This window comes from Mesorhizobium sp. CA7, assembly GCF_020165015.1.
GTDB lineage: Bacteria > Pseudomonadota > Alphaproteobacteria > Rhizobiales > Rhizobiaceae > Mesorhizobium.
The window spans coordinates 348,605-374,903 of record NZ_JAIUHH010000002.1; the positions used below are offsets into that span (position 1 = coordinate 348,605).

Sequence of the window (26,299 nt, forward strand, 5' to 3'; positions counted from 1 at the left end):
CTATTGTACGCTGACGATGCGGGCCGGCTCGTGCATGCCGAAGGCGGACCGCGCTTCGCCAAGCTCGACCTTGAGCGGCGCCGGCCGGCCGAACAGATAGCCCTGCACAACCTCGCAGCCGGCCGCTCGGAGCAGGGTGGCTTGGTTCTCGGTCTCTACGCCTTCGGCGATGATGCCCACGCCCAGCGCCCGTGACAGGCCGACAATGGTCGACACGATCGCGCCGGAGCTGGAATCGGTGTCGATGCGGCTGACGAAGGAACGGTCGATCTTCAGCTTGCCGAAGGAGAAATCGATCAGGTAGCTCAAATTGGAATAGCCCGTGCCGAAGTCGTCGACGGCCACGGAGATACCCATCCCGGCAAGCTGTTCCAGGATGGCTGCGGCGCGGTCGCGGTCCTGCATCATCGCCGTCTCGGTGACCTCGAGCTCCAGCCGCGAGGGCTTGATGCCGGTCGATTCCATCACCTCCCGCACGATGCCGATGAAATCCCTGGTCATGAACTGGACAGGCGAGATGTTGACGGCGACGAAGCATTCCTCCGGCAGGTACCGGGCGTCGCTGCAGGCCTTGCGCAGCACCCACTCGCCGATCGGATTGATCATGCCGGTTTCCTCGGCGATCGGAATGAATTCCATCGGCGGGATCATGCCGCGCTCCGGGTGCTTCCAGCGGATCAGCGCCTCATAACCGACGATGCGGCCGCTCGGCAGGTCGAGCTGCGGCTGGTAGTGAAGGCTGAAGTCGCCTCGATCGAAAGCGGTCTTCAGCTCCGACTCGATCCATTGCCGATAGTCCGCAACGCGGCCCATGTCGGCGTGGAAGACAGACCAGTTGCCGATGCCGCTGGCGCGCGCGTTCTGCAGCGCCAGGTTCGAGCGGCGCAGGACCAGGACCGGGTCGACGCCGTCCTTTGGCATCGCCACGATGCCGACCGACAGGCTGACCGACTGCAGATGCGTCTGCAGCTGATAGGGCTCCATCATCTCGTTGATGAGCTTCTCGATCAGCCGCTCGATCGAGCCCCTGATCTGGCGGTCCGGCAAAAGCACCGCAAATTCGCCGGCGCCGATACGGCCGATCACCGCATCCTCCGGCATAGTCTCCGTCAGCCTGCTGGTGAAGGCGCAGATCAGTTCGTCGCCCTGGCTGTAGCCGATGGCGTCGTTGATCTGCTTGAAGCGGTCGATATCGATGTCGATCAGGAATACCGGCTCGCCGGTTCGGATCGTCCCGGAGGCGGCCTCGGCTATCTTGCCGACCATGGCCTGGCGCGACAAAAGGCCGGTCAGCTTGTCGAAATGGGTTTCCTTGAAGACATAGGCCGCGGATTCGTCGACCCCGGCAAAGAACGAGAGTGCTGCTCCGCCGGCGGCAAGGGCGCAGAGAGCGGCAATGACGCCCGCCATCGTTTCGGCCGGCATGCCGGCCATGCCGTCGCCGAAGCCGAACCTCAGCCCCCACAGTCCAAGGATGAAACTGCCCATGCCCGAGCTGGCGATGGTGATCAGCCGGAACAGCGGAGTCCGTTTGGGATTGCTGACTGCAGGCATGCATTGTCCCCAGATTGCGGGGCCTTATAGCGGATATCTCCTTAAAATGAGTTTCCGCCGATGAATCCAATTTTACTGGAGCGCTACTGTCGCCGCCGCAGACTATTCCCGCGTGCCGTCGTTCTGCTTCAATTCCTCCAGTGCCGGCATCGAAACGATGTGATAGCCGGAATCGACATAGTGGATTTCACCGGTGACGCCAGACGACAGATCGGAAAGCAGGTAAAGCGCCGAGCCGCCGACTTCGTCGATGGTCACGGTGCGCCGCAAAGGCGAATTGCGCTGCTGGTAGGAGAACATGTGGCGGGCATCGGACACGCCGGAGCCGGCCAGCGTCCGAACCGGCCCGGCCGAGATGCCGTTCACCCTGATGCCGCGCGGGCCGTAGTCGTTGGCCAGGTAGCGCACGCTGGCTTCCAGCCCGGCCTTGGCGACGCCCATGACGTTGTAGTTCGGCATCACCCTGACCGAGCCGGCATAGGTGAGCGTGATCATCGAGCCGCCATTGCCCATCAACGCGGCGGCGTTGCGGGCGATCTCGGTGAAAGAATAGCAGGAGATCACCATGGTGCGCACGAAGTTGTCGCGGCTGGTGTCGGCATAAAGGCCCTTCAGCTCGTTCTTGTCGGAAAAGCCGATGGCGTGCACCACGAAATCCAGCCCGCCCCAGGCCTTGCCGAGGGTCTCGAAGGTCGCGGTGACCGAGGCGCTGTCCTCGACATCGCAGGGCACGATCAGCGAGGCCCCCACTTTCTCGGCCAGCGGCTTGACCCGCCGCCCGAAGGCGTCGCCCTGATAGGTGAAAGCGAGCTCGGCCCCATGTTCCGACAGCTTCTTGGCGATGCCCCAGGCAATCGAATGGTCGTTGGCAACACCCATGACAAGCCCGCGCTTGCCCTTCATCAACCCTTCCATGCCTGGCAATCCTTATGAAAAACGCTGGTCTTATGCGGAATAGCGCTGGAAAATCAGCGTTGCGTTGGTGCCGCCGAAACCGAAGGAGTTGGACAGGACGGTGTCGATCCTGGCGTCGTCGATACGCTTGCGCACGATCGGCATGCCCGCGAATTCCGGATCGAGCTCCTCGATATGGGCGCTCTCGCCGATGAAACCGCCCTGCATCATCAGGATCGAATAGATCGATTCCTGCACGCCGGCCGCGCCCAGCGAATGGCCGGTGAGCGATTTGGTCGAGGTAATGTAAGGCATCTTGTCGCCGAACACCTCGCGGATGGCGCCCATTTCCTTGGAATCGCCGACCGGCGTCGAGGTGCCGTGGGTGTTGATGTAGTCAACCGGCGAAGACACCGTGGCAAGCGCCTGGCGCATGCAGCGGATCGCGCCTTCCCCCGAAGGTGCGACCATGTCGTAGCCGTCGGAAGTCGCGCCGTAGCCGACGACCTCGGCGTAGATCTTGGCGCCGCGCGCCTTGGCGTGCTCCAGTTCCTCCAGCACCAGCACGCCGGCGCCGCCGGCGATGACGAAACCGTCGCGGTTGACGTCATAGGCGCGCGAAGCGGCCGATGCGTTGTCGTTGAACTTCGACGACATGGCGCCCATGGCGTCGAACAGGTCAGACATGGTCCAGTCGAGGTCCTCGTGGCCGCCGGCAAACATCATGTCCTGCTTGCCCCACTGGATGAGCTCATAGGCATTGCCTATGCAATGCGCGGAGGTCGAGCAGGCCGACGAGATCGAATAATTGACGCCGTGGATCTTGAACCATGTGGCCAAGGTGGCCGACGCCGTCGATGACATGGCTTTCGGCACGGCGAACGGGCCGATGCGCTTGGGGCTGTTGTTCTTGATCGTGGTTTCGGCCGCTTCGACGATGGTGCGGGTCGAAGGCCCGCCGGAACCCATCACGATGCCGGTCCGCTCATTGGTGATGTCGCCTTCGCTTAAGCCGGCATCGGCGATCGCCTGGTCCATGGCGACGTGATTCCAGGCGGCGCCTTGGCTCAGGAAGCGCATGGCGCGGCGGTCGATCATCGGGGTGGGATCGAGCGTCGGCGCGCCCCAGACCTGGCAGCGGAAGCCGTGTTCGGCGAAGGAATTGGAAAAGCTGATGCCTGATTTTGCATCGTAAAGCGAGCTCTGCACCTCATTGGCATTGTTGCCGATCGAGGACACAATGCCGAGCCCTGTCACTACGACCCGTCTCATTCGCAACTCCTTCCCGCGTATTCGGGCGAAAGACCTAACCGGCTTCGCCCTTGATCATACGCAAACAAACTGACGTGGCATCCGTTGGCTACGCGGGCGCCGTGGCGGAAAACGGTCAGGCGGCCGGCTGCTTGGACAGGCCGACCTTCAGATCCGTAGCCGCATATATGGGTTCGCCATCCGCCTTGAGCCACCCATCGGCGATGCCGAGCACCAGGCGGCCGCGCATCACGCGCTTGAAGTCGATGCCATATTCGACCTTCTTCACCGACGGCGTCACCATGCCCTTGAACTTCACCTCGCCCGTCGAAAGCGCCATGCCTTTGCCCGGTTCGCCCAGCCAGCCGAGATAGAAGCCGGTCAACTGCCACATGGCGTCGAGGCCGAGGCAGCCCGGCATGATCGGGTTGCCGATGAAGTGGCAGGCGAAGAACCACAGGTCCGGCTTGATGTCGAACTCGGCGCGGATGAAGCCCTTGTCGAAGGCGCCCCCGGTCTCGCTGATCTCGGTGATGCGGTCGAACATCAGCATCGGCGGGTAGGGCAGCTGGGCATTGCCCGGGCCGAACAGCTCGCCGCGAGCGCAGGCAAGCAGTTCCTCGTAATCGTAGCTGGACTTTTGATCCGCCATCAAATTTCTGTCCCCGTGTTCTTTCGCGGGCGGCAGGTCGCCCTTCTCGTTGGTTTCCTAACACACTCTGTTTGCGGCCGGAAACCGGCGTTTGCGCTTAACCCGTGCGCCTGCCCGGGTCAATGCGCGCTATTGATCGCATTCGGACTACAGAATATATGTCGGCTGATGTCCGGTTTTGGCTTTTGACGTCTTTTTGCCATTCTGGACCTGTTGGTGGGCTGGGCAGCAAAGCTTCGACGCGAAGAGATGGATTCGGGCTACAGGAAGGAAAATGTCGCTGTGGACAAGCGGGTTCGCGAAGCCGGCCTGAGGCCGACGCGCCAGCGCATTGCGCTGGCCGACCTGCTTTTCGCCAAGGGCGACCGCCACCTTTCGGCCGAGGAACTGCACGAAGAGGCGATCGCCGCCGGCGTGCCGGTTTCGCTGGCGACGGTCTATAACGCGCTCCACCAGTTCACCCAGGCCGGACTGCTGCGCATCCTGGCGGTCGAAGGCTCGAAAACCTATTTCGACACCAACACCTCCGACCACCATCACTTCTACGTCGAGGGCGAGAACCGGATTTTCGATATCGAGAGCGGACCGGTGACCGTCTCCAACCTGCCGGCGCCTCCGGAAGGCATGGAGATCGCCAATGTGGACATCGTCGTGAGGCTTCGCCCGAAGCGCGGCAACTGATCCCGTGCGGCCCGTCGATTTGATTGTCCGGTTTGAATGGGCCACCGTCGCCGCGTTGGCTATCGTTTGCTATGCGATCTCCGGTTTTTCCTGGTGGCTGTTTGCGCTGCTCATCCTTGCGCCGGACCTGTCGATGCTGGGCTATCTCGCCGGGCCAAGCGTCGGCGCCGTCACCTACAACGCCTTGCATATCCTGATTGCCCCGCTCGTGCTTCTGCTTGCGGGCGCGTTGTTCGCCGGCCCGATCACGACCGCCGTGGCGCTCATCTGGATCGCGCACATCGCCATCGACCGTGCCCTCGGCTACGGCCTCAAGCTGCCCACCGGTTTTCAGGATACGCATCTCGGCCGCATCGGCCGCCAGCAGGACGGTGTGTCCAGTTAGGCTGTGTTGAGATTCAGGTCAGGCCAAGTCGAGAATGGCGGTTTTCGAGAACCGGAGCGGAGCGTACTTAAAGTACGTGAGCACCGGAAGCGCAGAAAGCCGGCATTCGCAGACCGGCCTTACCTGAATATCGACACAGCCTAGTTCTTGACCTTCTCGCCGGGATAGGCGCCCCACACCTGCGACTGCGCCATCCAGCCGGTATGGCCGTCGAAGGTCATCTCGCACCATTGGCCGTCGCATTTCTTGATCGAGCCGATCACGCCCGGCTCGATGATGGCGATGACACCCGCATCCTTGTCGGGCTCGTCGAGAAGGTTGATTCGCCCGCCCTTGCCGCGCTGCCAGGGCGCAACGATCGCGGTGCGGCGGCCGGAGAGCAGCGACTGGTTGATCCAGCCTTCCGAGCCGTCGGCATCGCGCACGCGGCGCCATGTGTCGAATTCCTGGATGACTTCCATCGGCAGGCCGGCCTTCAGATACATCCAGTTGACGGAATAGTTGGCGCCGGGGCCGACGCGCGAGTTGACCCGGGCCGGCTTGAGGCTGACGAAACGCGGCAGCGGCAGCCCGCTCGGGCCAAGCGTTATGGTTTGCGCCGGCGCGGCCGCGCTTTGCGCGAATGCCTGCGGCGCGCAAAGCAGGGCGCCAAGAATGGCTGCACTGAAGGCCAGGCGAAGCGACGCGAAACCAGACACTTTCGTTCCTTTCGGCGCCGGTCCGTGCGGATGAGCGCCCCTTTTTCTTTGTCTTCGGCGGCACCGCTTGTTACAGGAGTGGACTGATGCCGCGACTGGCTACAAGTTTCGCCGGTCTTGGTTAAAGAGGTCTCAACGAGATCGGTTTCGAGAGCATGATCCCGAAAAGTGGGAACCGGTTTTCGGAAAAGATCATGCTCCTACAAAGAGTAGGATCAGGATGACGATTCGACGAAACGTCATCCTGATCGAAGAAGCTTCGGGGATAAAATGGCAGGCAAAAAACGGCCCCTCGTCGTCATCACGCGCAAGCTGCCCGATCCGGTCGAAACGCGCATGCGCGAGCTGTTCGACGCGAGGTTGAATGTCGAGGACCGGCCGATGACGCAGCCGGAGCTGGTCGCGGCAGTCAAGGAAGCCGATGTGCTGGTCCCCACCATCACCGACCATATCGATGCCGCGCTGATCGCCCAGGCCGGCGAGAACCTCAAGCTAATCGCGAATTTCGGCAACGGCGTCGACAAGATCGACGTCGCGGCGGCCGCCAAGAAGGGCATCACCGTCACCAACACGCCGAACGTGCTCACCGAAGACACCGCCGACATGACCATGGCGCTGATGCTCGCCGTGCCGCGCAGGCTGGCCGAAGGCGCCAATGTGCTGACGGGTGACAAGAAATGGGCCGGCTGGTCGCCAACCTGGATGCTCGGCCGGCGCATCTGGGGCAAACGTCTCGGCATCGTCGGCATGGGCCGTATCGGCACGGCGGTCGCCAGGCGGGCCAAGGCCTTCGGCCTGTCGATCCACTACCACAATCGGCACCGCGTGCTGCCGGCGGTCGAGGAGGAGCTGGAGGCGACCTACTGGGAAAGCCTCGACCAGATGCTGGCCCGCATGGACATCATCTCGGTCAACTGCCCGTCGACGCCGGCGACGTTCCACCTTTTGTCCGGCCGCCGCCTCGCGCTGATGCAGCCTTCGGCCTATATCGTCAACACCGCGCGCGGCGACATCATCGACGAGGAATCGCTGATCAAGCTCATCCATGACGGCAAGATCGCCGGAGCCGGCCTTGACGTCTACGAGCACGAGCCGGCGCTGAACAGCAAGCTCTTGAAGCTCGCCGCCAAGGGCAAGGTGGTGCTTTTGCCGCATATGGGCTCGGCCACGCTCGAGGGCCGCATTGACATGGGCGAGAAGGTGATCATCAACATCCGTGCCTTTTTCGACGGCCACCGACCGCCGGACCGCGTGCTGCCGCTCAGGACCTGAAAAAGCTTTAGACGGCGGCGGTCACTGCGCCGTCCGAAGCGACCGTGACGGCGGCTCCGCGGTAGCTCTCGAACGCGCTGCGTTCGAGCCTCACCGCCATCGGCGTTTCCCAGCCCATCTCACGGGCTACGATCAGGCCGAGCAGCAGGATGGCGTCCGGCTCGTGCAGCACCAGGGCGGCCGGCGCGCGGCCGTTGTTGACGAGCTCCATCAGCACCGCCGAAGCGGATGACGAGCCGATCGTGCCCGGCAGGAACAGAACCCGGCCGGCGATGACTTCGCCATGCTGCGGGTGGCGAACGTCGGCGATACGCCCGGTCCTGGGGTCGACGCCGCCCCAGAAGCTGATCGGCGCCGTCAGCACCAGCGCGTCGCCTTCGCCCGCCTTGCCCGGCACCAGGATTTCGGCCCTCGCGCTCATGCCGCGATATCCGTGAAGACCGGCTTGCCGAGGACCGCGCTTTCGACGCAGTCGGCGAGCGAGGCGTAGAGCACCGCATAGCCGGTGTTGCCCGGCGCGTAATGCGCGAACTTGCCCGAATTGGTCATCAAAACGCCGCCGGCGAGGTCCGGCATGATCGGCGTCACCACCACGCAGGTGTCGGCGACGATGACGACGCCGCTGGCTTCGAGCCGCTTCCGCTGGCCGTCCTGCTCCAGCAGGGCAAGCGCATGGCGGCCGGTGCAGGCGTAGATAGGCACCGCGAGCCGCCGTCCGGCGATCAGCCGCTCCAGGTTGTCGAACTCGGCGTGCGACAGGTGCGGGCTGCCGATCGCCACCGCATCGATGGTCTTGGTCGCGGCCGCGGTCGACAGGCCGGCACGGGCCGTCGCCACCATGGCGGGTGTCACCCGGATCACCGCTTCCGGCTCCGGCCCGGCCAGAATGGCTTCGACGTCGGGAGCCTCGGGCGTCACGCCGGCAACGTGGAACAGGCCGACCGCGCCGGACGATGCGGCCGCCGCGCCGAAGGCTTTCAGCGCGTCTTCGCCGGGATTATCCGTCACGCCGGTAACGACGGCGATGGCGTTGCCCACCTCGCGGCCATAGAGGCTGCCCAACACCGGCCAGGCGATCTCCGAGGCAAGGAAGGACGGCGACAGGCCCGAGACATCGAAAATGAGCCGCGCGCGGCGGTTCTCCGTCCGATGCAGGCCGTAGTCAGGCGCTCTGGCAGTGATGGCGCAGGCAATGTCCAGGAAATCGCCATAGCGATTGGTGCGCGCGCCCAGCACCGAATTGCAGAAGACGACCGCGTTGGACTCCCCCCAGGCGACGTCGCTGCCGAGCGCGGGCCTGTGTCCGGCCTGGTAGGGGGCGCAGGTCCAGCTCTGCTCGCAGCCCAGCTTGCCATAGGCCTCCATCATCCGCCGCGCCATGCCGCGCTGCGGCTCCTCGAGGCGGATGCGCGAGCAACCCATCAGGTCGAGCGCCCCGACATTGAGCGTCGAGCGCACCGCGACCTTCGCACCGCCTTCGACCAGTTTTTCAGCGAACAGCGTGCCGGAATCGCCGTGATACAGAGCGCCATCGATATGCGTGGAGGCGATCGGGATCAGTCGCGGCGCGCCGAGCAGGCGAGCGCTTTCGGCGACGATGCGCATCGCCATGCCCGCGCCGTCCCGGCCGGCGGCGATCGCCCGTTCTTCCGGGCTGAGGACCAGGCTCAAGACAGCACCTTGCGCATGGTGATGGAGGTCGGCCTGTCATAGCCCGCATGCGCCGTGCGCTCGGTCTCGCGGAAGCCGAGCTGGGTGAAGGCTGCATGGTTTGCGGTCAGTTCGATACGGGTCTGCAGCTCGATGGCGTCCATGCCGCGCTTGCGGGCAAAATCCTCCACCGCCCGCATCAGCCGGGTTCCGATGCCTTGGCCCTGCAGCCGTGGCTCGACCGCGAGCTTGCCAACATAGAAGTCCCGCGCCCGTTCCAGGGCGAAGACGCAGCCGACGATGCGGCCGTTCTCGACGGCCAGAAACCCCGTCTCCCGCTTCGCCTTCGCGGCAAGCGCCTCGGCGGTCAAAAGATGCGCCGAGGAGGGCGGGTCGATGACGCCGTCCATATAGGCGAAGGCGCGCCGGATCAGCGCGAGCAGGTCGTCCCACCGATCGAAATCCGCTGGAAGGCCGGTTATGGAGATGCCGACGTCCTGGTCCATGCGCTCAGACGGCCTTGTAGCGGATGGTGTCGAAGCGGGCCGTGAGCCCGTCATAGAGCAGCAGCCGGCCGATCAGCGGCTCGCCTATGCCAGCGATCAGCTTGATCGCCTCCATCGCCTCCAGCGTGCCGATGACGCCCGTCAGCGCGCCGACGATGCCGGCGACGGCGCAGGACGGCACCAGCCCTTCGGGCGGGGCTTCCGGAAACAGGTCGCGATAGCTTGGATTGCGCTTGCCGTCGGCGCCAGCCTCGAACGGCTTCAGCACCGTCACCGAGCCGTCGAAGCGCCCGACGGCCGCCGTGACGAGGGGTTTCTTCTCGCCCGCGCAGGCATCGGCGACGGCGTAGCGCGTTTCAAAATTGTCGGAGCCGTCGACGACGATATCGTAGCGGGCGACGAGGGCAGGGGCATTCTCCTCCGTCAACCTCAGGCGGTGCGATTCCACCGTGACGTTGGGATTGATGCGCATGATCGCTTCCCGTGCGCTGTCGGTCTTGGCCATGCCGACCCTGTCGCTGCCATGGATCACCTGCCGTTGCAGGTTGGACAAGGAGACGGTGTCGTCATCGACGATGCCGAGCGTGCCGACGCCGGCGGCGGCAAGATATTCGAGCACCGGCGCGCCGAGCCCGCCGGCACCGATCACCAGCACCCGTGCCCGTTTCAGCTTCTGCTGGCCCGGCCCGCCGATCTCCGGCAGCACGATATGGCGAGCGTAGCGTTCGAGCTCTTCGTCGGTGAGGGCGGCGTCGGTCATGGCTGGACCATATCGCCGTGGCGAGGCCTTGTCAGTAAGCGCAAGGCGCGGCCTTGTCGCATATACGCAGGTGCAGAACTCGCTTCAAAGGTCAGCCGGTCGGCTCGACGTTGCCGTGCTCGACGGTCAGGAACTGCGCGCGGCCGGCAAGGCTGGAGAATAGGGCGGCATCGGTGCCGGTCATGAAGGCCTGGCAGTTCAGCTCTTCCAGGATGGAAAACAGCGCCGCGCGCCGGCCCGCGTCGAGATGCGCGGCGATCTCGTCCAGCAGAAGGATCGGCGTCAGGCCCGACATCTCGCCGGTCAGCCTGGCATGCGACAGCACGATGCCGACCAGCAGCGCCTTCTGCTCGCCGGTCGAACAAAGCTCGGCCGGCATCGACTTCGGCCGGTGCCGCACCACGAGATCGGAACGATGCGGGCCGTCCAGCGTGCGGCCGGCGGCACGATCGCGCTCGCGGCCATTGGCAAGCGCGCGGCGGAAGCGCTCCTCGACATCGACGGCCGGCGCGGCGGCGACCTCGCTCTCCAGGTCGCCGGCAAGGCTGATGTCAGCCTGCGGAAACGGTCCGCTGCCAGGCAATCTGTCGATCATGGCGGCAAGCAGCCTTATCAGCTCGGCCCGCGCCGCGGCGATCGCCACCCCGGTCTCGGCCATCTGCGTCTCGATCGCGTCGAACCAGGCGCCGTCGCGGGAGCCTTCGGTAAGCAGGCGGTTACGGCCGCGCATGGCTTTCTCATAGTCGAGCGCGCGCTGGCCATGCCCGGGATCGATCGCCAGCACCAGCCGGTCGAGGAAGCGGCGGCGGTCCGCCGCCGGCCCTGGAAACAGCCCGTCCATCGCCGGCGTCAGCCACACGACCCGCAGCCATTCCAGCATATCCTCGGCCGATCGCGCCGGCGCGCCGTTGATCCGTACCTTCCTGCCGCCTTCGCCGGCGGCGTCTCCGCCGGAAATTCCGGTGCCGATCTCGACCTGGCCTCCCGGCCCCTCAATGCGCGCATGCAAGGCGAAGCCGCCATCGCCGCCTTCGCGCGCCACATCGCCATAGGGCGCGCGGCGCAGGCCGCGGCCGGGCGTCAGGAACGAGATCGCTTCCAAGAGATTGGTCTTGCCGGCGCCATTGTCGCCTGACAGCACCACCGCGCCGGGCGCGAGCTCGAGCGACAGCGTCGCGTAATTGCGAAAATTCGTAAGTACAAGCTTACTTACATAGCTCTGCTGCCGAAGCTGTTTCGCATCCGAGTTCACGGCGACACATCAGGTCCGTCAGAGCAATTCCAGGAAAAGTGCACAGCGGTTTTCCGTCCGGAATTGCGAAAGACAAAGGCGCAATTCCGGGAAAAGTGCACAGCGGTTTTCCGTCCGGAATTGCGTCAAGGTGACTGAGCCTAGACCCGCATCGGCATCAGCACGTAGAGCGCGGTCTCGTCGGCCATGTCGTGGATCAGCGTCGGCGAGCCGGCATCGGCCAGCATGAATTTCGCCTCCGTGCCAGTGAGCTGGGCCGCGACGTCGAGCAGATATTTGGCGTTGAAGCCGATCTCGATCGGGTCCGACGAGTAGTCGGCCGCCAGTTCCTCGGTGGCGCTGCCCGAATCCGGATTGTTGACTGCGAGCGTCACCTGGCCGTCATTGATCGAAAGCTTCACCGCCCGGCCGCGTTCGGAGGAAATGGTCGAAACGCGGTCTACCGCCGCAGCGAAGCTCTGCCGGTCGATGATCAGCTTCTTGTCGTTGCCGGTCGGAATGACGCGCTGATAATCGGGGAAGGTGCCGTCGATCAGCTTCGAGGTCAAAACGACGCTGCCGATGGTAAAGCGGATCTTGGTGTCCGACAGCTCCGTGGTCACCGCCACGTCGGGATCGTCGACCAGCTTCTGCAGCTCGCTCACCGTCTTGCGCGGAATGATGATGCCGGGCATGCCTTCGGAGCCTGCCGGCGCGTCGATCTCGGCCCGCGCCAGGCGGTGCCCGTCGGTCGCCACCGAGCGCAGCTTCAATTTGCCGCCGACCTCATGCGTGTGCAGGAAGATGCCGTTGAGATAATAGCGCGTCTCTTCGGTGGAGATGGCGAATTGCGTCTTGTCGATCAGCCCTTTGAGCGCCGCCGATTCCAGCCGGAAGATATGCGAGAACGAACCGGCCGAAAGCTCCGGGAAGTCGGATTGCGGCAGGCACTGCAGGCGGAAGCTCGAACGACCGGAGGTGACGGTCATCGCGTTGCCGTCCTCGTCCGTCTTCAGCATCACCTCCGCGCCGTCGGAAAGCTTGCGCACGATGTCGTAGAGCAGATGCGCCGGCACCGTCGTCGCGCCGCCGCGCTCGACTTTGGCGGGCGTCGCCTCCGTCACTTCGAGGTCGAGGTCGGTCGCCTTCATCTCGAGGCTGGCGCCCTCGGCGCTGAGCAGCACGTTGGACAGGATCGGTATGGTGTTGCGCCGCTCGACCACGCGGTGGACGTGGTTGAGGGACTTCAAGAGATTTGACCGTTCCAGGATAACACGCATGACGAAACAGGCTCGCTTCAAGAATGAACAGGTCACCGGCAGGCGGCATCCCGTGAAAGCTCTGAAAGGCTTTCAGAATCTCCGTAAGCTGACAGTAAAAAGCCTGCAAACGCAAGCCCGCGGCGCCGGTTCCGACCGGCGGCGCGGGCTTTCTGGGGATAAAGCCGGCGAAGCGTGCCGCCGGCTGTTTGTGCGCTCCTTCAGGCCTGGTCGTTGATCAGCCTTCTGAGCAGTTCCAGTTCCTGCGCCAGCGTGTTGTCCCCGCCCGAAAGGTCCTCGATCTTGCGCACGGCATGCAGCACGGTCGTGTGGTCGCGGCCGCCGAACCGCCGCCCGATCTCCGGCAATGAGCGCGGTGTCATCACTTTCGACAGATACATCGCAACTTGCCGCGGCTTGACGATCGTGCGCGTGCGCCGATTGGACAGAAGCTCGGTCTTCGACACGTTGTAGTGGCGCGCCACGATGCGCTGGATGTCCTCGATGCGCACCCGCTTCGGCTCGCCGGAGCGGTAGATGTGGCCGAGGATCTCGTCGATGCGGTCGATGGTGATCTGCGGCTCGAAGGACTGGCGGAACAGAAGCTGGTTGAAGGCGCCTTCGAGCTCGCGCCCGCTGCCGGTCACCGTGCGCGCGACATGCTCCAGGATCTCGTCCGAGATGTCGAGCGAGGTGTCATCGGTCTTGGTACTGGCGCGGCGCAGTTTCAGCATGCCTAGCCGCATGGCGAAATCCGGCGCCGACATCTCCAGCGCCACGCCGCCATTGAGGCGCGAACGCACGCGCGGCTCCAGCGATTCCAGTTCCGAGGGCGGCCGGTCGGCCGCGACCACCACCTGCTTGGCGCTGTCGAGCAGCATATTGATGAGGTGGCAGAATTCGTGCTGGATCGACTTGCCCTGCAAGAACTGCATGTCGTCGATGATCAAGAGATCGATATCGCGCAGCTGCTCCTTCAGCGTCAGCGCGTTGTTGTCGCGGATCGCGGTGGCGAAGCGCCACATGAAATATTCCGCCGTCAGGTAGACGACGCGCGACTTCGGGTTTTGCCGCAGCGATTCCGCGGCGATCGCTTGCAGGAGGTGCGTCTTGCCGAGCCCGACGGTCGCGTGCAGGAAAAGCGGGTTGAAACGTACCGCGCTGGACTGCGATTCCGCCACCGCCCTGGCCGCTGCGAAGGCCACCCTGTTCGACGGCCCTTCGATGAAGGAGGAGAATGTGTAACGCGGGTCAAGCGGCGACCCCAGCACATTGTGGCGGAACTCCGGTTCCGCTGACACGCCCTGGCGGGGCGCCGGCGCCCGTTGCTCCACACGCCCGGCGCTCGCGGTGCCGTTGGCAAGCGCGGTGTGCGTCTGCTTGGTCATCTTGCGCGCCGGCGCGATCTCGGGCTCGACAGGATTGCGCCCCTGGCGCGTTGCGGTGCGCACGACGATCTCGATCTTGAGGACGTCCGCATCCTCATGCCGCCACAGCTCCGCGATAAGCTCGAGGTAATGGCCGTTGATCCAGGACCGCAGGAAGGCTGTAGGCACGGAGATGCGAACGACGCCGCGGGAAGCCTCGGCGACCTTCATGCGACCGAACCAGCTCGAATAGACCTCGGCTCCAAGACGCGCCTTCAGCTGGGCCTTGACCCGTTCGAACTTCTGTTCCGCGTCGCTGGATACCGCCACGTCGCCCCCTCCGACAAAAGTTGCTGGAAATGGGAGCTCGCCCGCTATCTCCCTTTCAATGCCGCTCTGCATGATCAAAGTCCCTTTGTCTTCTCGTACCCTTTTTCCGCCGGGGATGCGCCTCCTGCATCCTTGGTCCGGCGACCCTCATTCAGCCGCGATGCCATTGCCGCCGCCGGCAACGATCGTCGCAACTCGCGCAAGGGACCAGCTGCCGGCTCCGCACGCCGGCCACCGACAAAGACAAGTCAATACCTCACCCTCCGGCGAAAACGCCGGCGAGACATCGACTGCCATGTACAATTACGCCAGTCCCCTACCCGCACCGAAGAGACAAACCAAGCCGTACGCGGAATTGCTCCACGTCATGAATTCCGCCATTTTGTGCTGGCCGATTCAGGCTGGGTCAGGGGCTAGAGCCCGTCCCTTCGATGGATGGACATTACCGAAATCGCTGTGGATAGGGCAAGGCCACATCTAACGGTTTTTTAACGAATCTGGTTACCGGACGGGGCTTGAAATCGGGAGCTGCGCCGGCACGTTTTGACAAAGCCATTGTGATTCAAACCCTTTTCCGGCGAATATGAAAAAGGCGGCCCGAAACGAAATAATCTGAAATAATTGTCTTGACAGCTACTTCTCCCCCGTCGCTCGACCTTGAGCTGAACAAGCTGTGGACGACCGGCTGTAAGTCTCTGAAAAAACTTCGGATTTTTTGCCAGGCAAATTTAGGCAGTTGCCGCGGGGAGGGCGTTCCGCTGTCAGCGGCGTTGAATATGCCGGCAAAACATTACTGGCGTTGGAATCACGTCGCGAGCGTTGCTCTCGAGCAATTTTTTTAAGTACTTGCCGGCAAACGAAAAAAACCCGGTCTATGCGACCGGGTTCAACATCGATGGAGTAAGGATTAAGTCGGTCAGGCCGACAGCGTCTTGACCCGCTGGGCCAGCCGCGAAACCTTGCGGGAAGCCGTGTTCTTGTGAACGACGCCCTTGGTGGCGGCGCGCATCAATTCAGGCTCCGCCGCCTTGAAGGCTGCCACCGCCGCGGCCTTGTCGCCGGCGGCCAGCGCCTCTTCGACCTGGCGCACATAGGTGCGGACACGCGAGCGACGGTTCTTGTTGATCGCCGCGCGGCGGGCGATCTTGCGCGTTGCCTTTTTGGCCGAAGACGTGTTGGCCATGATGCCTCTCTTCCGATCTGGTGGGCGCCAGCGGGTGCCGCAGGGCGCAAAAAACAAACGGGCAGCCACAGGCCGCCTCGGTTGGTGCGGCTTATAGTTCAGCTTTTCCGGCGCGTCAACGCCACTTGGCGGTCTTTTTGGAGACTGAAAGCGCATCACGTCGTGACCCGGCCTTCAGTCATTGGGCAAGGTGCCCTAGAGCCGGACGATTTCAGGTCGAGTCGACCTGAAATCATCCGGCTCTAAATCAAAGAGAGAGCATGATGTCGTCCGAAAACCGCTCCACACTTTTCGGCATCATGCTCTAGCGGTTGGTGAAATTCGGCTTCCGCTTCTCCACAAACGCGGCCATGCCTTCCTTCTGATCGTCGAGCGCGAACAGCGAATGGAACAGGCGGCGCTCGAAGCGCAGCCCTTCGGCGAGCGTCGTCTCGTAGGCGCGGTTGACCGCCTCCTTGGTCATCATGACCGACGGCAGCGAGAACTCGGCGATCTTGGCCGCCGCCTTCAGCGCCTCCTCGGCGAGCTCGGCGACCGGCACCACCCGCGAGACAAGTCCGCTGCGCTCGGCTTCGGCGGCGTCCATCATCCGCCCGGTCAGGCACATGTCCATTGCCTTCGACTTGCCGACGAATCGGGTCAGCCGCTGCGAGCCGCCCATGCCCGGCATGACGCCGAGCGTGATTTCGGGCTGGCCGAACTTGGCGTTGTCGCCGGCGATGATGAAATCGCACATCATGGCCAATTCGCAGCCGCCGCCGAGCGCATAGCCCGCGACCGCCGCGATGATGGGCTTGCGCGTGCGCGTGAATTCCTCCCAGCCGACGAAGAAGTCCTGCGTGTAGGCGTCGGCGAAAGACATCGCCTGCATTTCCTTGATGTCGGCGCCGGCGGCAAACGCCTTCTCCGAGCCTGTAAGCACCATCGCGCCGATCTCGGGATCGGCATCGAACGCGCTCGCCGCCGCCACGACCTCCGCAAGGACCTGCGAATTCAGTGCATTGAGCGCCTTGGGCCGGTTCAGCGTGATCAGCCCGACCTTGCCGCGTGTTTCCACGATAACAGTTTCATAGGCCATGGTTCGCTTCCTTCCGCGGCAGTGGGACGATCGATACGTTCCTAGCTTACCGCTGACAGGTCCGGCAATAGAAGGTCGAGCGGCCGCTTTGCACGATGCGCTCGATGTGGCCGCGGCAGCCCGGCTTGGGGCATGGCTCTCCCTCGCGATCGTAGACCGCGAAGGAATGCTGGAAATAGCCGAGCGACCCGTCGGCTTGGACATAGTCGCGCAGCGAGGAGCCGCCGGCGGCGATCGCATCGGCGATGACCGAGCGGATCGCTTCGGCAAGGCGCGCGCTTTGCTCTTTCGCCTTCTTGGCCGACCCGGCGATGGTGCCGGCTTCGCGCAGCGGCGAGAGGCCGGCGCGCCACAAGGCCTCAGCCACGTATATATTGCCGAGTCCGGCGATCAGCCGCTGGTCGAGCAGCGCTGCCTTGAGCGGCGATCTGCGACCCTTCAACAGCGAGGCGAGCAGGGGACCGTCGAGCGCGTTGCCAGTTGGCTCGATGCCGAGCCCCGCCAGCATCGGATGCGTGTCCGGCGCTCCTTCGGCAAACAGCATGAAGCCGAAGCGGCGCGGGTCGTTGAAGATGACGCGGGAGCGCTCGTCCCTCGGAGAGACGACGTCGAACACGACATGGTCGTGCGCCGCGCTTTTCGGTCGCTCGTGGTGGAAGGCGCCGGGGACGTCGCTGCTTTCCGCGGCTTCGATCCGGAACGACCCCGACATGCCGAGATGGCAGATGAGAACCGGACCGTTTTCGATATGCATCGTCAGGTATTTGGCGCGCCGGCCAAGCGCCGTAACGGTCTTGCCGGCAAGCCGTTCCGAAAAGCGTTCGGGGAAAGGAAAGCGAAGGTCGGGCCTGCGCGCCTTGACCTTGACGAGCCGCGCCCCTTCCAGGACCGGCTGCAGCCCGCGCCGGACGGTCTCGACTTCGGGCAGCTCAGGCATGGCCGCCTATCATCGCAAGGAACGATGTTCCGTGGCGACCGGCAGCCAGGCCGAGGTGGTCCGCGACGGTTTCGCCGATATCGGCGAAGGTCGGCCTGAGCCCGATGTCGCCGCCCGTCAGTCCCGGCCCGATACCGATCACCGGAATGCGTTCGCGCGTATGGTCGGTGCCGCGCCAGGTCGGATCGTTGCCATGATCGGCCGTGAGGATAAGCAGGTCGCCAGGCCTAATCCGCGACAGCGCCTCCGGCAGCCGGCGGTCGAACGCTTCGAGCGCTCCGGCATAGCCGGCGACGTCGCGCCGGTGACCGAACTCGGTATCGAAATCGACAAAATTGGCAAAAACCAGGTCGCCGTCGCCGGCATCGTCCATCGCGCCGAGCGCCTTGTCGAACATTGCCATGTTGCCGCCGGCCTTGCGCACTTCCGAAATGCCGCGATGAGCGAAGATATCGCCGATCTTGCCGACGGCGATGACCTTGTTGCCGCGCCCGGTCAGCCGGTCGAGCAGGGTCGGCTCCGGCGGCGGCACCGCATAGTCGCGGCGATTGTGGGTGCGCTGGAACGTGGCCGGCGTCTCGCCCACGAATGGCCGAGCGATCACCCGCCCGATCTTGAGCGGCTCGACCAGCCGACGCACCGTGAGGCAAAGCTCATAAAGCCGCTCCAGGCCGAAATGCGTCTCATGCGCGGCGATCTGCAGCACGGAATCGACCGACGTGTAGCAGATCGGCTTGCCGGTGCGGATATGCTCTTCGCCGAGCCGCTCGATGATCTCGGTTCCGGGTGCATGGCAGTTGCCTAGGATACCCGGCAGCTTGCCCTCGCGGATGATGGCGTCGGTCAGGTCGGCCGGAAAGGCGGGCACCGTATCGGGGAAATAGCCCCAATCGAAACGTACCGGCAGGCCGGCGATCTCCCAGTGGCCGGAGGGCGTGTCCTTGCCGCTCGACACTTCCTGTGCGGCTCCATGAAAGACCGAGGCGACCGGCGGCGCGTCGATACCGGTTTTCAGTCCCGTCGCGGTTTGCGCCGCCCGGCCAAGTCCGAGCGACATCATGTTGGGCACGGCGAGCGGCCCTTTGCGCAAACCTTGCCGATCGGCACGACCATCGGCGCAAGCCTGAAAAATATGCCTGAACGTGTCGGCGCCGGTATCGCCATAGCGTTCGGCGTCGGCCGCGCCGCCGATGCCGAAAGAATCGAGAACGAACAGGAACGCGCGCGCCATGGGTATCTTTATTGTGAGCCTTGATCGCCAGACATAAGGTTCCCCGGCGGCGTTGGCAAATCGGAAACCAAACCGCAACGGCTTGGCGCCATAGTTGCGGCGAGGCGCGGATGCGGGGCGGGAGCGTGGCAGGTATGGCAAGGCGCGGCAAAACCGCGACAAGGCAAGCCGTGAAGATGTGCGCGGCCGCTCTCGCGGCCTTAGGTGCCGCCTCCTCGCCGGCACGCGCCGACTGGCGTGGCGACATCGGCACGTTCCGCATCGGCATCGTTGCCGAACCAGGCGGCGGCAACACCGTCCCGGGGCTCGCGCGCCTGACCGACGCCTATGCCAATGCGCTCGGCATGACGGTCGAGTTCGTCGTTGCGCGCGACTACGCGGCGCTGATCGAGGCGCAGGCGAGCGGGCGCGTGCAATATGCGATCTATTCCGCTCTCGCCTATGCCACGGCCTCGGAGCGCTGCGGCTGCGTCGAGCCGCTGGTGGCGCCGGTCGATACCGACGGCGCCGTCGGCATCCGTTCCGTCCTGGTGACGCGCGACGGCCGGCTTGCGGACCTTGCCGCCATGGCTTCGCACCGGATCGCGATAGCGCCAGCCGAAAACGTCGGCGGCGCGCTGCTGCCGCTGGCGGCGCTGCGGGCCGAAGGCGTCAAGATCGCGCGGGACTCGCCCTTCCTGCAGCGCGCCGCTTCGGCCACAACGGCCGAGACAATGCTCGCCGGCGGCGAAGCGGACGCCCTGTTCGGCTGGGAACCGGCCGATACCGATGGCCGGTCCACCCGTTCCGAGGGCACCGTCGCGCGGCTGGAGGCTGCCGGCATCCCCGGGGCGTCGCTTCGGGTGTTGTGGACCTCAGGCCTCTTGCGCTACGGCCCGCACGCCGTCCGCAACGATCTCGATCCCGAGGCAAAGCGCCGGCTGACGGTCTTCCTAACCAATCTCAAGTCCCAGACGCCCGACATATACGATCTGCTGGAGGCGGCGCATTCCGGTGGCTTCGTGCCGGCGGCGTCCAAGGATTACGCTATGGCCACGGCCATTGTGCGGCACGCATCCGACGGCCGAGACTGACCGTCAGCAATCGCTGCAGGGGATCGTTGGGCTCCGGCGAGGCCGGAGATAGTAGGTCTCGCTCATATTTATGTGGCTGAAGGTCGACAACAGTCCAAGCGCCTTCTGCTGGTTGTTGTTCTCACTCCAGGCGATGACGGGCACATAGCCGAGGTCGCTTTCCACGCGGACCAGGAAAGTGTTGCGGATTTTCAGCGTCGAAGGGACGGTCGTGGTGTCGCCGGGACTGGCATCGACGCTGTAGGTGTTGCCCACCAGCTTGCGCGACCACGCCACCTTCACTGTTGGCGATGCCTCGTCGGATATCTGTATGCCGGTGATGATGATCGTCGGATCCGAGCGATTGTAGGGCCGAAGCGTCGATATGCCGATCTTCATCATTGCATCGAGGTTAGCCTTCACGACGGCCTGCTGCTGCGTGACGAGGTCCGCGACCATGCTGCCGATGCGGCTGACCTTCTTGCCGGTCTCGATGGCCTGCGAGGCCTCCATCGTGATGAAATACATGATCAGGAGCACCGGCACGATGAACGCGAACTCGATCGCCGCGATGCCGCGGCGATCGCGGCAAAACTGCTTCACCTTCGCCGAAATGCCCCGGAGTGCCCCCGCACTATGCATATCGTCCTCCACGCCGCGGCTTAGCCGTCGAGCAGTCTCAATTGTCGTCGAACGGCTCGTTCTGCCAGGTCACCGATGCGAAATGCAGTGTGTTGCCGTCTTTCAGATTGGCCATCGACTTGGCCAGGAAATCGGTCATCACCGGCCATTTGTAAAACACCCGCAACATGTTGATGGACTCCGCCAGTCCGGGCGACACCGTGAAATTCATCGAGTTGGTGCCTTGCACCAGCACGATATCGCCATTGACGATCTTGAAGCCCGCCGTGGCGGCGTCGGCGAAACTCGGATATTCGCGCAGATCCACCAGCAATCCCGGGCAGTCCTTGGCCACCATGATCTCAAGCCTGCTGCAGATCAGCTGCTTGATGGAGGCTTCGGTGACGTTCGTCTTCTGCAACTGCCCGGTCCGCAGCTGGCGGGCGACATCGTCGGCGACGTTGGCCATCACCTCCTGGCCGGCGAACGAAATGCAGCTCTCGAGGATGGCGAAGACGAGAAGCGCGAACGGGATGGCGAGCATCGCGAATTCCATAGCCGTGCTGCCGCGCCTGTCGCTGAAGAAGCCGGGGCGGACTTTGACCCGCGTCTTGCTGTCCATGCCGCCGCCGGATGTGGCATCCTTGCTCATATTGCTTTCCTGCCGATCCCCTTGGCGGTACCGGCGGTAAGGTTAGCGATAACCCATTGAGTTCCGGTTTTGATGATCGTTAAATTCGTCGGGCAAGCTTTAAGCCGTCTTTAATGCCCGTGGGTTCGCGCCCTCGCAGAGCTCAGTGCCCGGCGCTCATTTCGGCTTCGGAAGTTTTCTCGGCCTCGCTCTTGAACGCGCTCTCGCAATAGGGCGTGCAGGACATGGTCTGAACTTCGGCGCGTCGGTAGATGCGCACCGAGGAGGCGGCTTGTCGCACGACGGTCACCTGTTCGTCGATGATCGGGCTGCCTTCCGAGTCGAGCACGACCAGATTGGTGACACCGAAGCCCTTGCCGGTGAGAACGATGGTCGAGGCGTCCTGCACGGAGGCGTCGGCGATTGCCGGGTTGCCGATGACGACCGTGTCGGCCCCGCGTGACAATTTGACGATCTTGGCCTGGTTCATGGTGACTTCAATACCGGCGCCGGCCCTGGCCGGCATGACCAAGGCAGCAGTTGCCAGCAGCGCGGCGACTGGAAACAGCAATCTCGACAATGTCATTGAAGCGCTCCCGGCAGGCAGATTCTTCAACGGAACATGAACGAGATTGGTGAAGTAACGGTTAAACCGGGCCCGCCATGATTAAGGATCGCCTGCACGATGCGCCATGCGTCCATGGCGCTTACTGTTTTAGGAATATTGCACAAGCGCCGGTTTCTCGGGAACTCGGACCTCTGGCGATGTTTAGGCCACGGTTAACCACGCAGTGCGTTCGCCATCGGAAAGGAATCGGTAAGGCTGTTTATTAAGCCGATCGAAACGGCTTCTCCCTAGATTTGCGCCATCCGATCAACCCGGAAGAGAAGTTGACGGTAGTGCTGTAACACGTGGAGTAGGAGCTCTCGAATGTCTAATCTCATCGCACGTTTCGTGAAGGACGAATCCGGCGCGACCGCCATCGAATACGGTCTGATCGCCGCTCTCATCGCGCTTGCCATCATGGTTGGTGCTACCCAGCTCGGCGGCGCGCTGAACGCCAAGTTCGCCAACATCGCCGCCACCCTCAACGGCGCCACTGCTCCGTAATAAGGCTGCGTATCGCGCCTTTTCGACAGAAAGAAAAAGGGCCGCCGGCTGGCGGCCCTTTTTTATGCAGTCGGCCGATTTGATCGTCCGGCCTCATCGATCGTTAATCCAGCGCGCCTAGGATGACGCTGAAACATGCCACAGGCAGGCCGCATCCATGCTTGAAGCCGTGATCTTCGTCGTTTTTCCTTTCTGCATGCTTTTTGCTGCGATCTCGGACACGCTGTCGATGACGATCGCCAACCGCGTTCCCGTGCTGTTGGTGGCGACATTCGCGCTTGTTGCGCCGCTCGCCGGTATGGACTGGGCAACCTATGGCTGGCATTTCGCCGCCGGCGCCCTTGTGCTTGCCACGACCTTCGGCCTTTTTGCGCTCGGCGGCATGGGCGGCGGCGACGCCAAGCTTCTGGCCGCGACCGCTCTGTGGATGGGCCTCAACATCAACCTGGTCGGCTATCTGGTGACGTCGGCTTTCATCGGCGGCCTGCTTACCCTCGCTATCCTTGCCTACCGGAAATCGCCGCTCGTCACGTACACCGGCCACAGCCGATTTCTGCGCCATTTCGCGGACGAGAATGTTGGCATCCCATATGGCATAGCGCTTGGCGCCGGCGGACTGATCACTTTCCCGGATTCGCCGCTGATGGTCTGGGCGCTGGAGAGGCTCACGACATAGGTCCGGCGATCTCGATGTCGGCAATCCCAATGGCCGCCTTTTATCAGAATCGGAAGGCGGCCCCGGCCGCTTTTTCTGTTAACGGCGCACCGTTCAATCCAATTTGAGTAAACCTTAAATTAATCACGATCGTAAGCATTACATTAACCTTGTTTTGACGATTGCAGCTGCAAAGTCCGGCCTGGTGAGGTGGTTTGCCATGAGGCGAAGGGTTTCGGACGAATGCCAGCATCCCGATTGATTATTCTGGGCGTGGCTGCGGTCGCGGCGGGTGGCGCGGGCTACGTGGCGAAGAACATGGTCGTAGCGCCGCCGCCTCAGGTCATTGTCGATGCGCCCAAGCAGCCGGCGATCGCATTGCAGGACGTGCTGGTGCTTTCCGGTGACGTGTCAATGGGCAGCCAGCTCGGCAACAACATCAGCTGGGAAGAATGGCCGGCCGATGGCGTCAACGCCAATTTCATCACGCGCGCCGCCGAGCCTGACGCGATCGAAAAGCTCAAGGGCTCGGTCGCCCGCGTAGCCATGTATACCGGCGAGCCGTTGCGGCGCTCCAAGCTGGTCGGCGAGGGGCAGAGCTTCATGTCGTCGATCCTGCCTTCCGGCATGCGCGCCGTCGCCACCGCGATATCGGCCGACACGTCCGCCGGCGGGTTCATCCTGCCCAACGACTTCGTCGACGTCATCATGACCCGCCGCGCCGACACCGGCAACGGCGGCAGCGGGTTCAACACCGAGACGATCCTCAAGAACATCCGCGTGCTGGCCATCGACCAGACCATCCAGGAAGACGAGGAAGGTAAGAAGACCAGGGTCGGCCAGACCGCGACGCTGGAGCTGACGCCGCAGCAGGCGGAGATCATCACGGTGGCGCAGCAGATGGCCGACCGCCTGACGCTGGCGCTGCGCCCGATCACCGACATCCATGAAAAGAATACGGGCGAGGCCGACTATCTGGTCAACGGCAACGGCCGACGCGGAACCGTGCGGCTGATCAAGTCCGGCGAGGTTTCCGAGGTGGGAGCAAGGAAATGAGGCTGAACGGTAAACTGCTGCCCTTCCTGGCCGCCGCGGCGATCGCTATTTTCCTGCTCGGCGCCGGCGCCCCGGGAACGGGCGAAGCCAAAGCCGCGGGCGCCGGCGTGTCGGCTTCCGTCGCCACGCAGCGCGTCAAGCTCGGCCTCAACAAATCCGTTGTCATCGACTTGCCGAGCGACGCCTATGATATCCTCGTCGCCAATCCGGCGGTTGCCGATGCCGTGACGCGCACCGCGCGGCGCATCTACCTGTTCGGCAAGACGGTCGGCGAGACCAACATCTTCGTCTTCGGCCCCAATGGCGAGCAGATCGTCAGCCTGGATCTGGCCGTCGAGCGCGACGTCGCAGGGCTGGAAGACTATCTCAAGCGCTTCATCCCGTCCTCGCAGATCAAGGTCGAGCTTCTCAATGACAACGTCGTCCTGACGGGCATGGTGGACACGCCGCTCGATTCCAAGCGTGCCGTCGACCTGGCCACCATCTTCGTGTCCGGCGGTGAAGCGACGACGGGTCAATATTCGCAGACGGCGGCCGGCGGCTCGGTCAATGGCGGCGTCGACATAAACAATCCCGACCAGGAGCGCCGGACCTCCAAGATCGTCAACCTCTTGCAGATCATCGGCGACGACCAGGTGACGCTCAAGGTGACCGTCGCCGAAGTCAGCCGCTCGGTGATGAAGCAGCTCGGCGTTAACATGGTTGGCCGGGGTGGCAGCAATGGCATCAGCTATGGTGCGACCAGCGATACTTTCCCGGGTTTGGGCAAGCCACTGTCCTCCTCAGGCTTGAGCTTCGCCACTTCATCCCTGCAAGGCACCATCAACGCCATGGAGCAGTCTGGTGCCATGAAGACACTGGCGGAGCCAACGTTAACGGCGGTCTCCGGTGAGAAGGCGACGTTCAAGGTCGGCGGCGAATACAACATAGTGACCGCCGTCACCAGCAACAAATCGGCAGACAATCAGAATGCCGACAGAACCTGGACGTCATCGAAGGTCGACTATGGCATCGGGCTGGAATTCCAACCGGTGGTCCTGTCGGCCGGCCGTATCAGCCTGAAAGTGAGAACCGCGGTGTCAGAGCCGACGACGGAAGGCTCCGTTGCATTTGGCGATACCAACATCATATCGCTGCGCAAGCGCTTGGCGGATACGACTGTGGAGCTGCCTTCCGGGGGATCGATGATGATCGCCGGACTTGTTCGTGACGATGTGCGCCAGGCCCTCAACGGCATGCCTGGCCTGACAAAGATACCGGTCCTCGGCGCCCTATTTCGTAGCCGTGACTTCGTGCGCAACGAAAGCGAGCTCGTCATCATCATCACGCCTTACCTAGTCAAGCCTGTTGCACGCAACGAGCTGGCGAAGCCGGATGACAATTTCAATCCTGCGAGCGACGGCGCCGGCATGTTCCTCGGCCGCGTCAACCGCGTCTACGGCACCATGCAGACCGACAGGCCAGCCGGCCGCTACCACGGCGTCGTGGGCTTCATCTACAAATGAGTGGGAATGCGGATATGTCCAAGTCAGCATCGAAGGTCATGACGGTCCGGACAGCATCCGGTATCGCAAGGATCCGTCGGCAGGTGGTCCCGGCATTGGCGGTCATGCTTGCCGCGTCGCTCGCAGGTTGCGCCAACCGCGACAGCGTAACCGTCGGGTCGATACCGGACGACTACCGCACGACCCATCCGATCGTCATTGCCGAGCAGAACCAGAAGATCGACCTGCCGGTCGGCGCCGGTGATCGCGGCATGACCGGTGCGCAGCGCGATACGCTGCTCGGTTTTCTTGACGGCTACGACAAGAGCGCCGCGCCGGCGCTGACGATCGCGATGCCGGCCGGGTCCGCCAATGAGCTTGCCGCCCGGGCCGCCGGTCGCGATTTTGCCAGGCTCGCCATTGCGGCAGGCGTCAAGCGCAACCGTATCGTCATGACATCCTATCAGTCGGCGGTGCCGGAGGCGTCAGCGCCGGTGCGCGTCGCCTTCGTCGCGGTGAGGGCCCAGACCGACAAATGCGGGCGTTGGCCCGAGGACATTCTGGAGACGTCGCAGAACAAGCACTACGCCGACTTCGGCTGCTCCTATCAGAACAACCTCGCAGCACAGCTGGCAAATCCTAACGATCTGATCGGGCCGCGCAAGCAGTCCGACATCGACGCCGAAAATCGCGGCGCGGTGATCGACCAGTACCGCGAGAGGGGCATCTCGGACGAGTTCCTCGGCAATTCGGAAGTGACCTACTAAGCT

General features: G+C 63.6%; 29 protein-coding genes. 10 read left to right on the forward strand and 19 right to left on the reverse strand.

Features of this window, described 5'->3' with window-relative positions; all coding sequences use genetic code 11:
- The 4 genes from LB552_RS06400 to fabA all read right to left on the reverse strand — a co-directional run bounded on the left by LB552_RS06400 (window position 1) and on the right by fabA (window position 4,351).
- Window positions 1-1,554 (reverse strand): putative bifunctional diguanylate cyclase/phosphodiesterase, encoded by a 1,554-nt coding sequence (locus tag LB552_RS06400; protein WP_224602934.1) that lies wholly within the window; start codon window positions 1,552-1,554, stop codon window positions 1-3.
- Window positions 1,555-1,656: 102 nt separating this feature from the next.
- Window positions 1,657-2,469: an enoyl-ACP reductase FabI gene (gene fabI, locus LB552_RS06405; protein ID WP_095765954.1), complete on the reverse strand. Its 813-nt coding sequence runs from the start codon at window positions 2,467-2,469 to the stop codon at window positions 1,657-1,659.
- A 30-nt stretch (window positions 2,470-2,499) separates the two neighbouring features.
- Window positions 2,500-3,720 (reverse strand): beta-ketoacyl-ACP synthase I, encoded by a 1,221-nt coding sequence (gene fabB, locus LB552_RS06410; protein WP_224602936.1) that lies wholly within the window; start codon window positions 3,718-3,720, stop codon window positions 2,500-2,502.
- Window positions 3,721-3,835: 115 nt separating this feature from the next.
- Complete coding sequence (fabA, locus tag LB552_RS06415; RefSeq protein ID WP_140845655.1) at window positions 3,836-4,351, reverse strand: 3-hydroxyacyl-[acyl-carrier-protein] dehydratase FabA; 516 nt, start codon at window positions 4,349-4,351, stop codon at window positions 3,836-3,838.
- Between the two features lie 249 nt (window positions 4,352-4,600).
- Between fabA and irrA the strand changes: the two genes are divergently transcribed.
- Window positions 4,601-5,032 carry an iron response transcriptional regulator IrrA gene (gene irrA, locus LB552_RS06420; RefSeq protein ID WP_095766194.1) on the forward strand — a complete coding sequence of 144 codons (432 nt, stop codon included), beginning with the start codon at window positions 4,601-4,603 and terminating at the stop codon, window positions 5,030-5,032.
- A 4-nt stretch (window positions 5,033-5,036) separates the two neighbouring features.
- Window positions 5,037-5,417, forward strand: coding sequence for a DUF4260 domain-containing protein (locus LB552_RS06425; protein WP_224602938.1), 381 nt, complete (start codon window positions 5,037-5,039; stop codon window positions 5,415-5,417).
- A gap of 140 nt (window positions 5,418-5,557) precedes the next feature.
- Here the strand turns inward: LB552_RS06425 and LB552_RS06430 are convergent, their stop codons facing one another.
- On the reverse strand, window positions 5,558-6,115 hold the full coding sequence (locus LB552_RS06430; RefSeq protein WP_095765950.1) for an SH3 domain-containing protein: 558 nt from the start codon (window positions 6,113-6,115) through the stop codon (window positions 5,558-5,560).
- Between the two features lie 270 nt (window positions 6,116-6,385).
- On the opposite strand from LB552_RS06430, the gene LB552_RS06435 reads away from it, so the two are divergent.
- Window positions 6,386-7,387 (forward strand): 2-hydroxyacid dehydrogenase, encoded by a 1,002-nt coding sequence (locus LB552_RS06435; protein WP_224602940.1) that lies wholly within the window; start codon window positions 6,386-6,388, stop codon window positions 7,385-7,387.
- 7 nt (window positions 7,388-7,394) lie between these two features.
- Here LB552_RS06435 and LB552_RS06440 read toward each other — a convergent pair whose 3' ends face one another.
- The 6 genes from LB552_RS06440 to dnaN form a co-directional block, all read right to left on the reverse strand.
- Window positions 7,395-7,808 (reverse strand): aconitase X swivel domain-containing protein, encoded by a 414-nt coding sequence (locus tag LB552_RS06440; protein ID WP_224602942.1) that lies wholly within the window; start codon window positions 7,806-7,808, stop codon window positions 7,395-7,397.
- Window positions 7,805-9,058 (reverse strand): aconitase X, encoded by a 1,254-nt coding sequence (locus LB552_RS06445; protein WP_224602944.1) that lies wholly within the window; start codon window positions 9,056-9,058, stop codon window positions 7,805-7,807. Before LB552_RS06445 ends, LB552_RS06440 begins: the two co-directional genes overlap by 4 nt.
- Window positions 9,055-9,543 (reverse strand): GNAT family N-acetyltransferase, encoded by a 489-nt coding sequence (locus LB552_RS06450; RefSeq protein WP_224602946.1) that lies wholly within the window; start codon window positions 9,541-9,543, stop codon window positions 9,055-9,057. Before LB552_RS06450 ends, LB552_RS06445 begins: the two co-directional genes overlap by 4 nt.
- Window positions 9,544-9,547: 4 nt before the next feature.
- Entirely contained in the window at window positions 9,548-10,303 is a 756-nt protein-coding gene (locus LB552_RS06455; RefSeq protein WP_224602948.1) for a molybdopterin-synthase adenylyltransferase MoeB, read from the reverse strand.
- Window positions 10,304-10,394: 91 nt separating this feature from the next.
- Window positions 10,395-11,555: a DNA replication/repair protein RecF gene (gene recF, locus LB552_RS06460; protein WP_224602950.1), complete on the reverse strand. Its 1,161-nt coding sequence runs from the start codon at window positions 11,553-11,555 to the stop codon at window positions 10,395-10,397.
- Window positions 11,556-11,695: 140 nt separating this feature from the next.
- Window positions 11,696-12,814: a DNA polymerase III subunit beta gene (gene dnaN / locus LB552_RS06465; RefSeq protein ID WP_095765942.1), complete on the reverse strand. Its 1,119-nt coding sequence runs from the start codon at window positions 12,812-12,814 to the stop codon at window positions 11,696-11,698.
- Between dnaN and LB552_RS06470 the strand changes: the two genes are divergently transcribed.
- Window positions 12,813-13,031, forward strand: coding sequence for a hypothetical protein (locus LB552_RS06470; protein ID WP_224602952.1), 219 nt, complete (start codon window positions 12,813-12,815; stop codon window positions 13,029-13,031). The two genes, dnaN and LB552_RS06470, sit on opposite strands and share 2 nt — an antisense overlap.
- On the opposite strand, the gene dnaA is transcribed toward LB552_RS06470, so the two are convergent.
- The 5 genes from dnaA to LB552_RS06495 all read right to left on the reverse strand — a co-directional run bounded on the left by dnaA (window position 13,015) and on the right by LB552_RS06495 (window position 18,919).
- Window positions 13,015-14,562 (reverse strand): chromosomal replication initiator protein DnaA, encoded by a 1,548-nt coding sequence (dnaA, locus tag LB552_RS06475; RefSeq protein WP_095765941.1) that lies wholly within the window; start codon window positions 14,560-14,562, stop codon window positions 13,015-13,017. The two genes, LB552_RS06470 and dnaA, sit on opposite strands and share 17 nt — an antisense overlap.
- An 844-nt stretch (window positions 14,563-15,406) precedes the next feature.
- On the reverse strand, window positions 15,407-15,673 hold the full coding sequence (gene rpsT, locus LB552_RS06480) for a 30S ribosomal protein S20 (protein WP_095765940.1): 267 nt from the start codon (window positions 15,671-15,673) through the stop codon (window positions 15,407-15,409).
- Window positions 15,674-15,977: 304 nt separating this feature from the next.
- On the reverse strand, window positions 15,978-16,751 hold the full coding sequence (locus LB552_RS06485) for an enoyl-CoA hydratase (protein ID WP_224602954.1): 774 nt from the start codon (window positions 16,749-16,751) through the stop codon (window positions 15,978-15,980).
- A gap of 46 nt (window positions 16,752-16,797) precedes the next feature.
- The gene (gene mutM, locus LB552_RS06490) at window positions 16,798-17,688 is read right to left on the reverse strand and encodes a bifunctional DNA-formamidopyrimidine glycosylase/DNA-(apurinic or apyrimidinic site) lyase (RefSeq protein ID WP_224602956.1); all 891 of its coding nucleotides are present in this window, start codon (window positions 17,686-17,688) and stop codon (window positions 16,798-16,800) included.
- Window positions 17,681-18,919, reverse strand: coding sequence for a phosphopentomutase (locus LB552_RS06495; RefSeq protein ID WP_224602958.1), 1,239 nt, complete (start codon window positions 18,917-18,919; stop codon window positions 17,681-17,683). The genes mutM and LB552_RS06495 overlap by 8 nt, the downstream gene beginning before the upstream one ends.
- Window positions 18,920-19,053: 134 nt before the next feature.
- Between LB552_RS06495 and LB552_RS06500 the strand changes: the two genes are divergently transcribed.
- Window positions 19,054-19,992, forward strand: a complete 939-nt coding sequence (locus tag LB552_RS06500; RefSeq protein WP_224602960.1) for a phosphate/phosphite/phosphonate ABC transporter substrate-binding protein — start codon at window positions 19,054-19,056, stop codon at window positions 19,990-19,992.
- 3 nt (window positions 19,993-19,995) lie between these two features.
- Here LB552_RS06500 and LB552_RS06505 read toward each other — a convergent pair whose 3' ends face one another.
- From LB552_RS06505 to LB552_RS06515, 3 genes are all read right to left on the reverse strand, one after another.
- A complete protein-coding gene (locus LB552_RS06505) occupies window positions 19,996-20,613 on the reverse strand; it encodes a TadE/TadG family type IV pilus assembly protein (RefSeq protein WP_224523393.1) in 618 nt (205 codons plus the stop codon).
- 37 nt (window positions 20,614-20,650) lie between these two features.
- Complete coding sequence (locus LB552_RS06510; protein WP_411965601.1) at window positions 20,651-21,244, reverse strand: TadE/TadG family type IV pilus assembly protein; 594 nt, start codon at window positions 21,242-21,244, stop codon at window positions 20,651-20,653.
- Window positions 21,245-21,386: 142 nt separating this feature from the next.
- On the reverse strand, window positions 21,387-21,809 hold the full coding sequence (locus LB552_RS06515; protein WP_224602962.1) for a pilus assembly protein N-terminal domain-containing protein: 423 nt from the start codon (window positions 21,807-21,809) through the stop codon (window positions 21,387-21,389).
- A 345-nt stretch (window positions 21,810-22,154) separates the two neighbouring features.
- Between LB552_RS06515 and LB552_RS06520 the strand changes: the two genes are divergently transcribed.
- The 5 genes from LB552_RS06520 to LB552_RS06540 all read left to right on the forward strand — a co-directional run bounded on the left by LB552_RS06520 (window position 22,155) and on the right by LB552_RS06540 (window position 26,296).
- Complete coding sequence (locus LB552_RS06520) at window positions 22,155-22,334, forward strand: Flp family type IVb pilin (protein WP_095765933.1); 180 nt, start codon at window positions 22,155-22,157, stop codon at window positions 22,332-22,334.
- 157 nt (window positions 22,335-22,491) lie between these two features.
- The gene (locus LB552_RS06525; RefSeq protein ID WP_095765932.1) at window positions 22,492-23,010 is read left to right on the forward strand and encodes a prepilin peptidase; all 519 of its coding nucleotides are present in this window, start codon (window positions 22,492-22,494) and stop codon (window positions 23,008-23,010) included.
- Window positions 23,011-23,232: 222 nt separating this feature from the next.
- Window positions 23,233-24,045 carry a Flp pilus assembly protein CpaB gene (cpaB, locus tag LB552_RS06530; protein ID WP_224523395.1) on the forward strand — a complete coding sequence of 271 codons (813 nt, stop codon included), beginning with the start codon at window positions 23,233-23,235 and terminating at the stop codon, window positions 24,043-24,045.
- Window positions 24,042-25,550, forward strand: coding sequence for a type II and III secretion system protein family protein (locus LB552_RS06535; RefSeq protein WP_224602964.1), 1,509 nt, complete (start codon window positions 24,042-24,044; stop codon window positions 25,548-25,550). The genes cpaB and LB552_RS06535 overlap by 4 nt, the downstream gene beginning before the upstream one ends.
- Window positions 25,551-25,564: 14 nt before the next feature.
- A complete protein-coding gene (locus tag LB552_RS06540) occupies window positions 25,565-26,296 on the forward strand; it encodes a CpaD family pilus assembly protein (RefSeq protein ID WP_224602966.1) in 732 nt (243 codons plus the stop codon).
- The last annotated feature ends 3 nt before the right edge of the window (window positions 26,297-26,299 follow it).

Coding starts and splice junctions, on each gene's coding strand:
- LB552_RS06400 (WP_224602934.1), bottom strand. CDS start 1,554: ATGCCTGCAGTCAGCAATCCCAAACGGACTCCGCTGTTCCGGCTGATC.
- fabI (WP_095765954.1), bottom strand. CDS start 2,469: ATGGAAGGGTTGATGAAGGGCAAGCGCGGGCTTGTCATGGGTGTTGCC.
- fabB (WP_224602936.1), bottom strand. CDS start 3,720: ATGAGACGGGTCGTAGTGACAGGGCTCGGCATTGTGTCCTCGATCGGC.
- fabA (WP_140845655.1), bottom strand. CDS start 4,351: ATGGCGGATCAAAAGTCCAGCTACGATTACGAGGAACTGCTTGCCTGC.
- irrA (WP_095766194.1), top strand. CDS start 4,601: ATGGATTCGGGCTACAGGAAGGAAAATGTCGCTGTGGACAAGCGGGTT.
- LB552_RS06435 (WP_224602940.1), top strand. CDS start 6,386: ATGGCAGGCAAAAAACGGCCCCTCGTCGTCATCACGCGCAAGCTGCCC.
- LB552_RS06440 (WP_224602942.1), bottom strand. CDS start 7,808: ATGAGCGCGAGGGCCGAAATCCTGGTGCCGGGCAAGGCGGGCGAAGGC.
- LB552_RS06450 (WP_224602946.1), bottom strand. CDS start 9,543: ATGGACCAGGACGTCGGCATCTCCATAACCGGCCTTCCAGCGGATTTC.
- LB552_RS06455 (WP_224602948.1), bottom strand. CDS start 10,303: ATGACCGACGCCGCCCTCACCGACGAAGAGCTCGAACGCTACGCTCGC.
- LB552_RS06470 (WP_224602952.1), top strand. CDS start 12,813: ATGACGAAACAGGCTCGCTTCAAGAATGAACAGGTCACCGGCAGGCGG.
- dnaN (WP_095765942.1), bottom strand. CDS start 12,814: ATGCGTGTTATCCTGGAACGGTCAAATCTCTTGAAGTCCCTCAACCAC.
- dnaA (WP_095765941.1), bottom strand. CDS start 14,562: ATGCAGAGCGGCATTGAAAGGGAGATAGCGGGCGAGCTCCCATTTCCA.
- rpsT (WP_095765940.1), bottom strand. CDS start 15,673: ATGGCCAACACGTCTTCGGCCAAAAAGGCAACGCGCAAGATCGCCCGC.
- LB552_RS06485 (WP_224602954.1), bottom strand. CDS start 16,751: ATGGCCTATGAAACTGTTATCGTGGAAACACGCGGCAAGGTCGGGCTG.
- mutM (WP_224602956.1), bottom strand. CDS start 17,688: ATGCCTGAGCTGCCCGAAGTCGAGACCGTCCGGCGCGGGCTGCAGCCG.
- LB552_RS06495 (WP_224602958.1), bottom strand. CDS start 18,919: ATGGCGCGCGCGTTCCTGTTCGTTCTCGATTCTTTCGGCATCGGCGGC.
- LB552_RS06500 (WP_224602960.1), top strand. CDS start 19,054: ATGGCAAGGCGCGGCAAAACCGCGACAAGGCAAGCCGTGAAGATGTGC.
- LB552_RS06505 (WP_224523393.1), bottom strand. CDS start 20,613: ATGCATAGTGCGGGGGCACTCCGGGGCATTTCGGCGAAGGTGAAGCAG.
- LB552_RS06510 (WP_411965601.1), bottom strand. CDS start 21,244: ATGAGCAAGGATGCCACATCCGGCGGCGGCATGGACAGCAAGACGCGG.
- LB552_RS06515 (WP_224602962.1), bottom strand. CDS start 21,809: ATGACATTGTCGAGATTGCTGTTTCCAGTCGCCGCGCTGCTGGCAACT.
- LB552_RS06520 (WP_095765933.1), top strand. CDS start 22,155: ATGTCTAATCTCATCGCACGTTTCGTGAAGGACGAATCCGGCGCGACC.
- LB552_RS06525 (WP_095765932.1), top strand. CDS start 22,492: ATGCTTGAAGCCGTGATCTTCGTCGTTTTTCCTTTCTGCATGCTTTTT.
- cpaB (WP_224523395.1), top strand. CDS start 23,233: ATGCCAGCATCCCGATTGATTATTCTGGGCGTGGCTGCGGTCGCGGCG.
- LB552_RS06535 (WP_224602964.1), top strand. CDS start 24,042: ATGAGGCTGAACGGTAAACTGCTGCCCTTCCTGGCCGCCGCGGCGATC.
- LB552_RS06540 (WP_224602966.1), top strand. CDS start 25,565: ATGTCCAAGTCAGCATCGAAGGTCATGACGGTCCGGACAGCATCCGGT.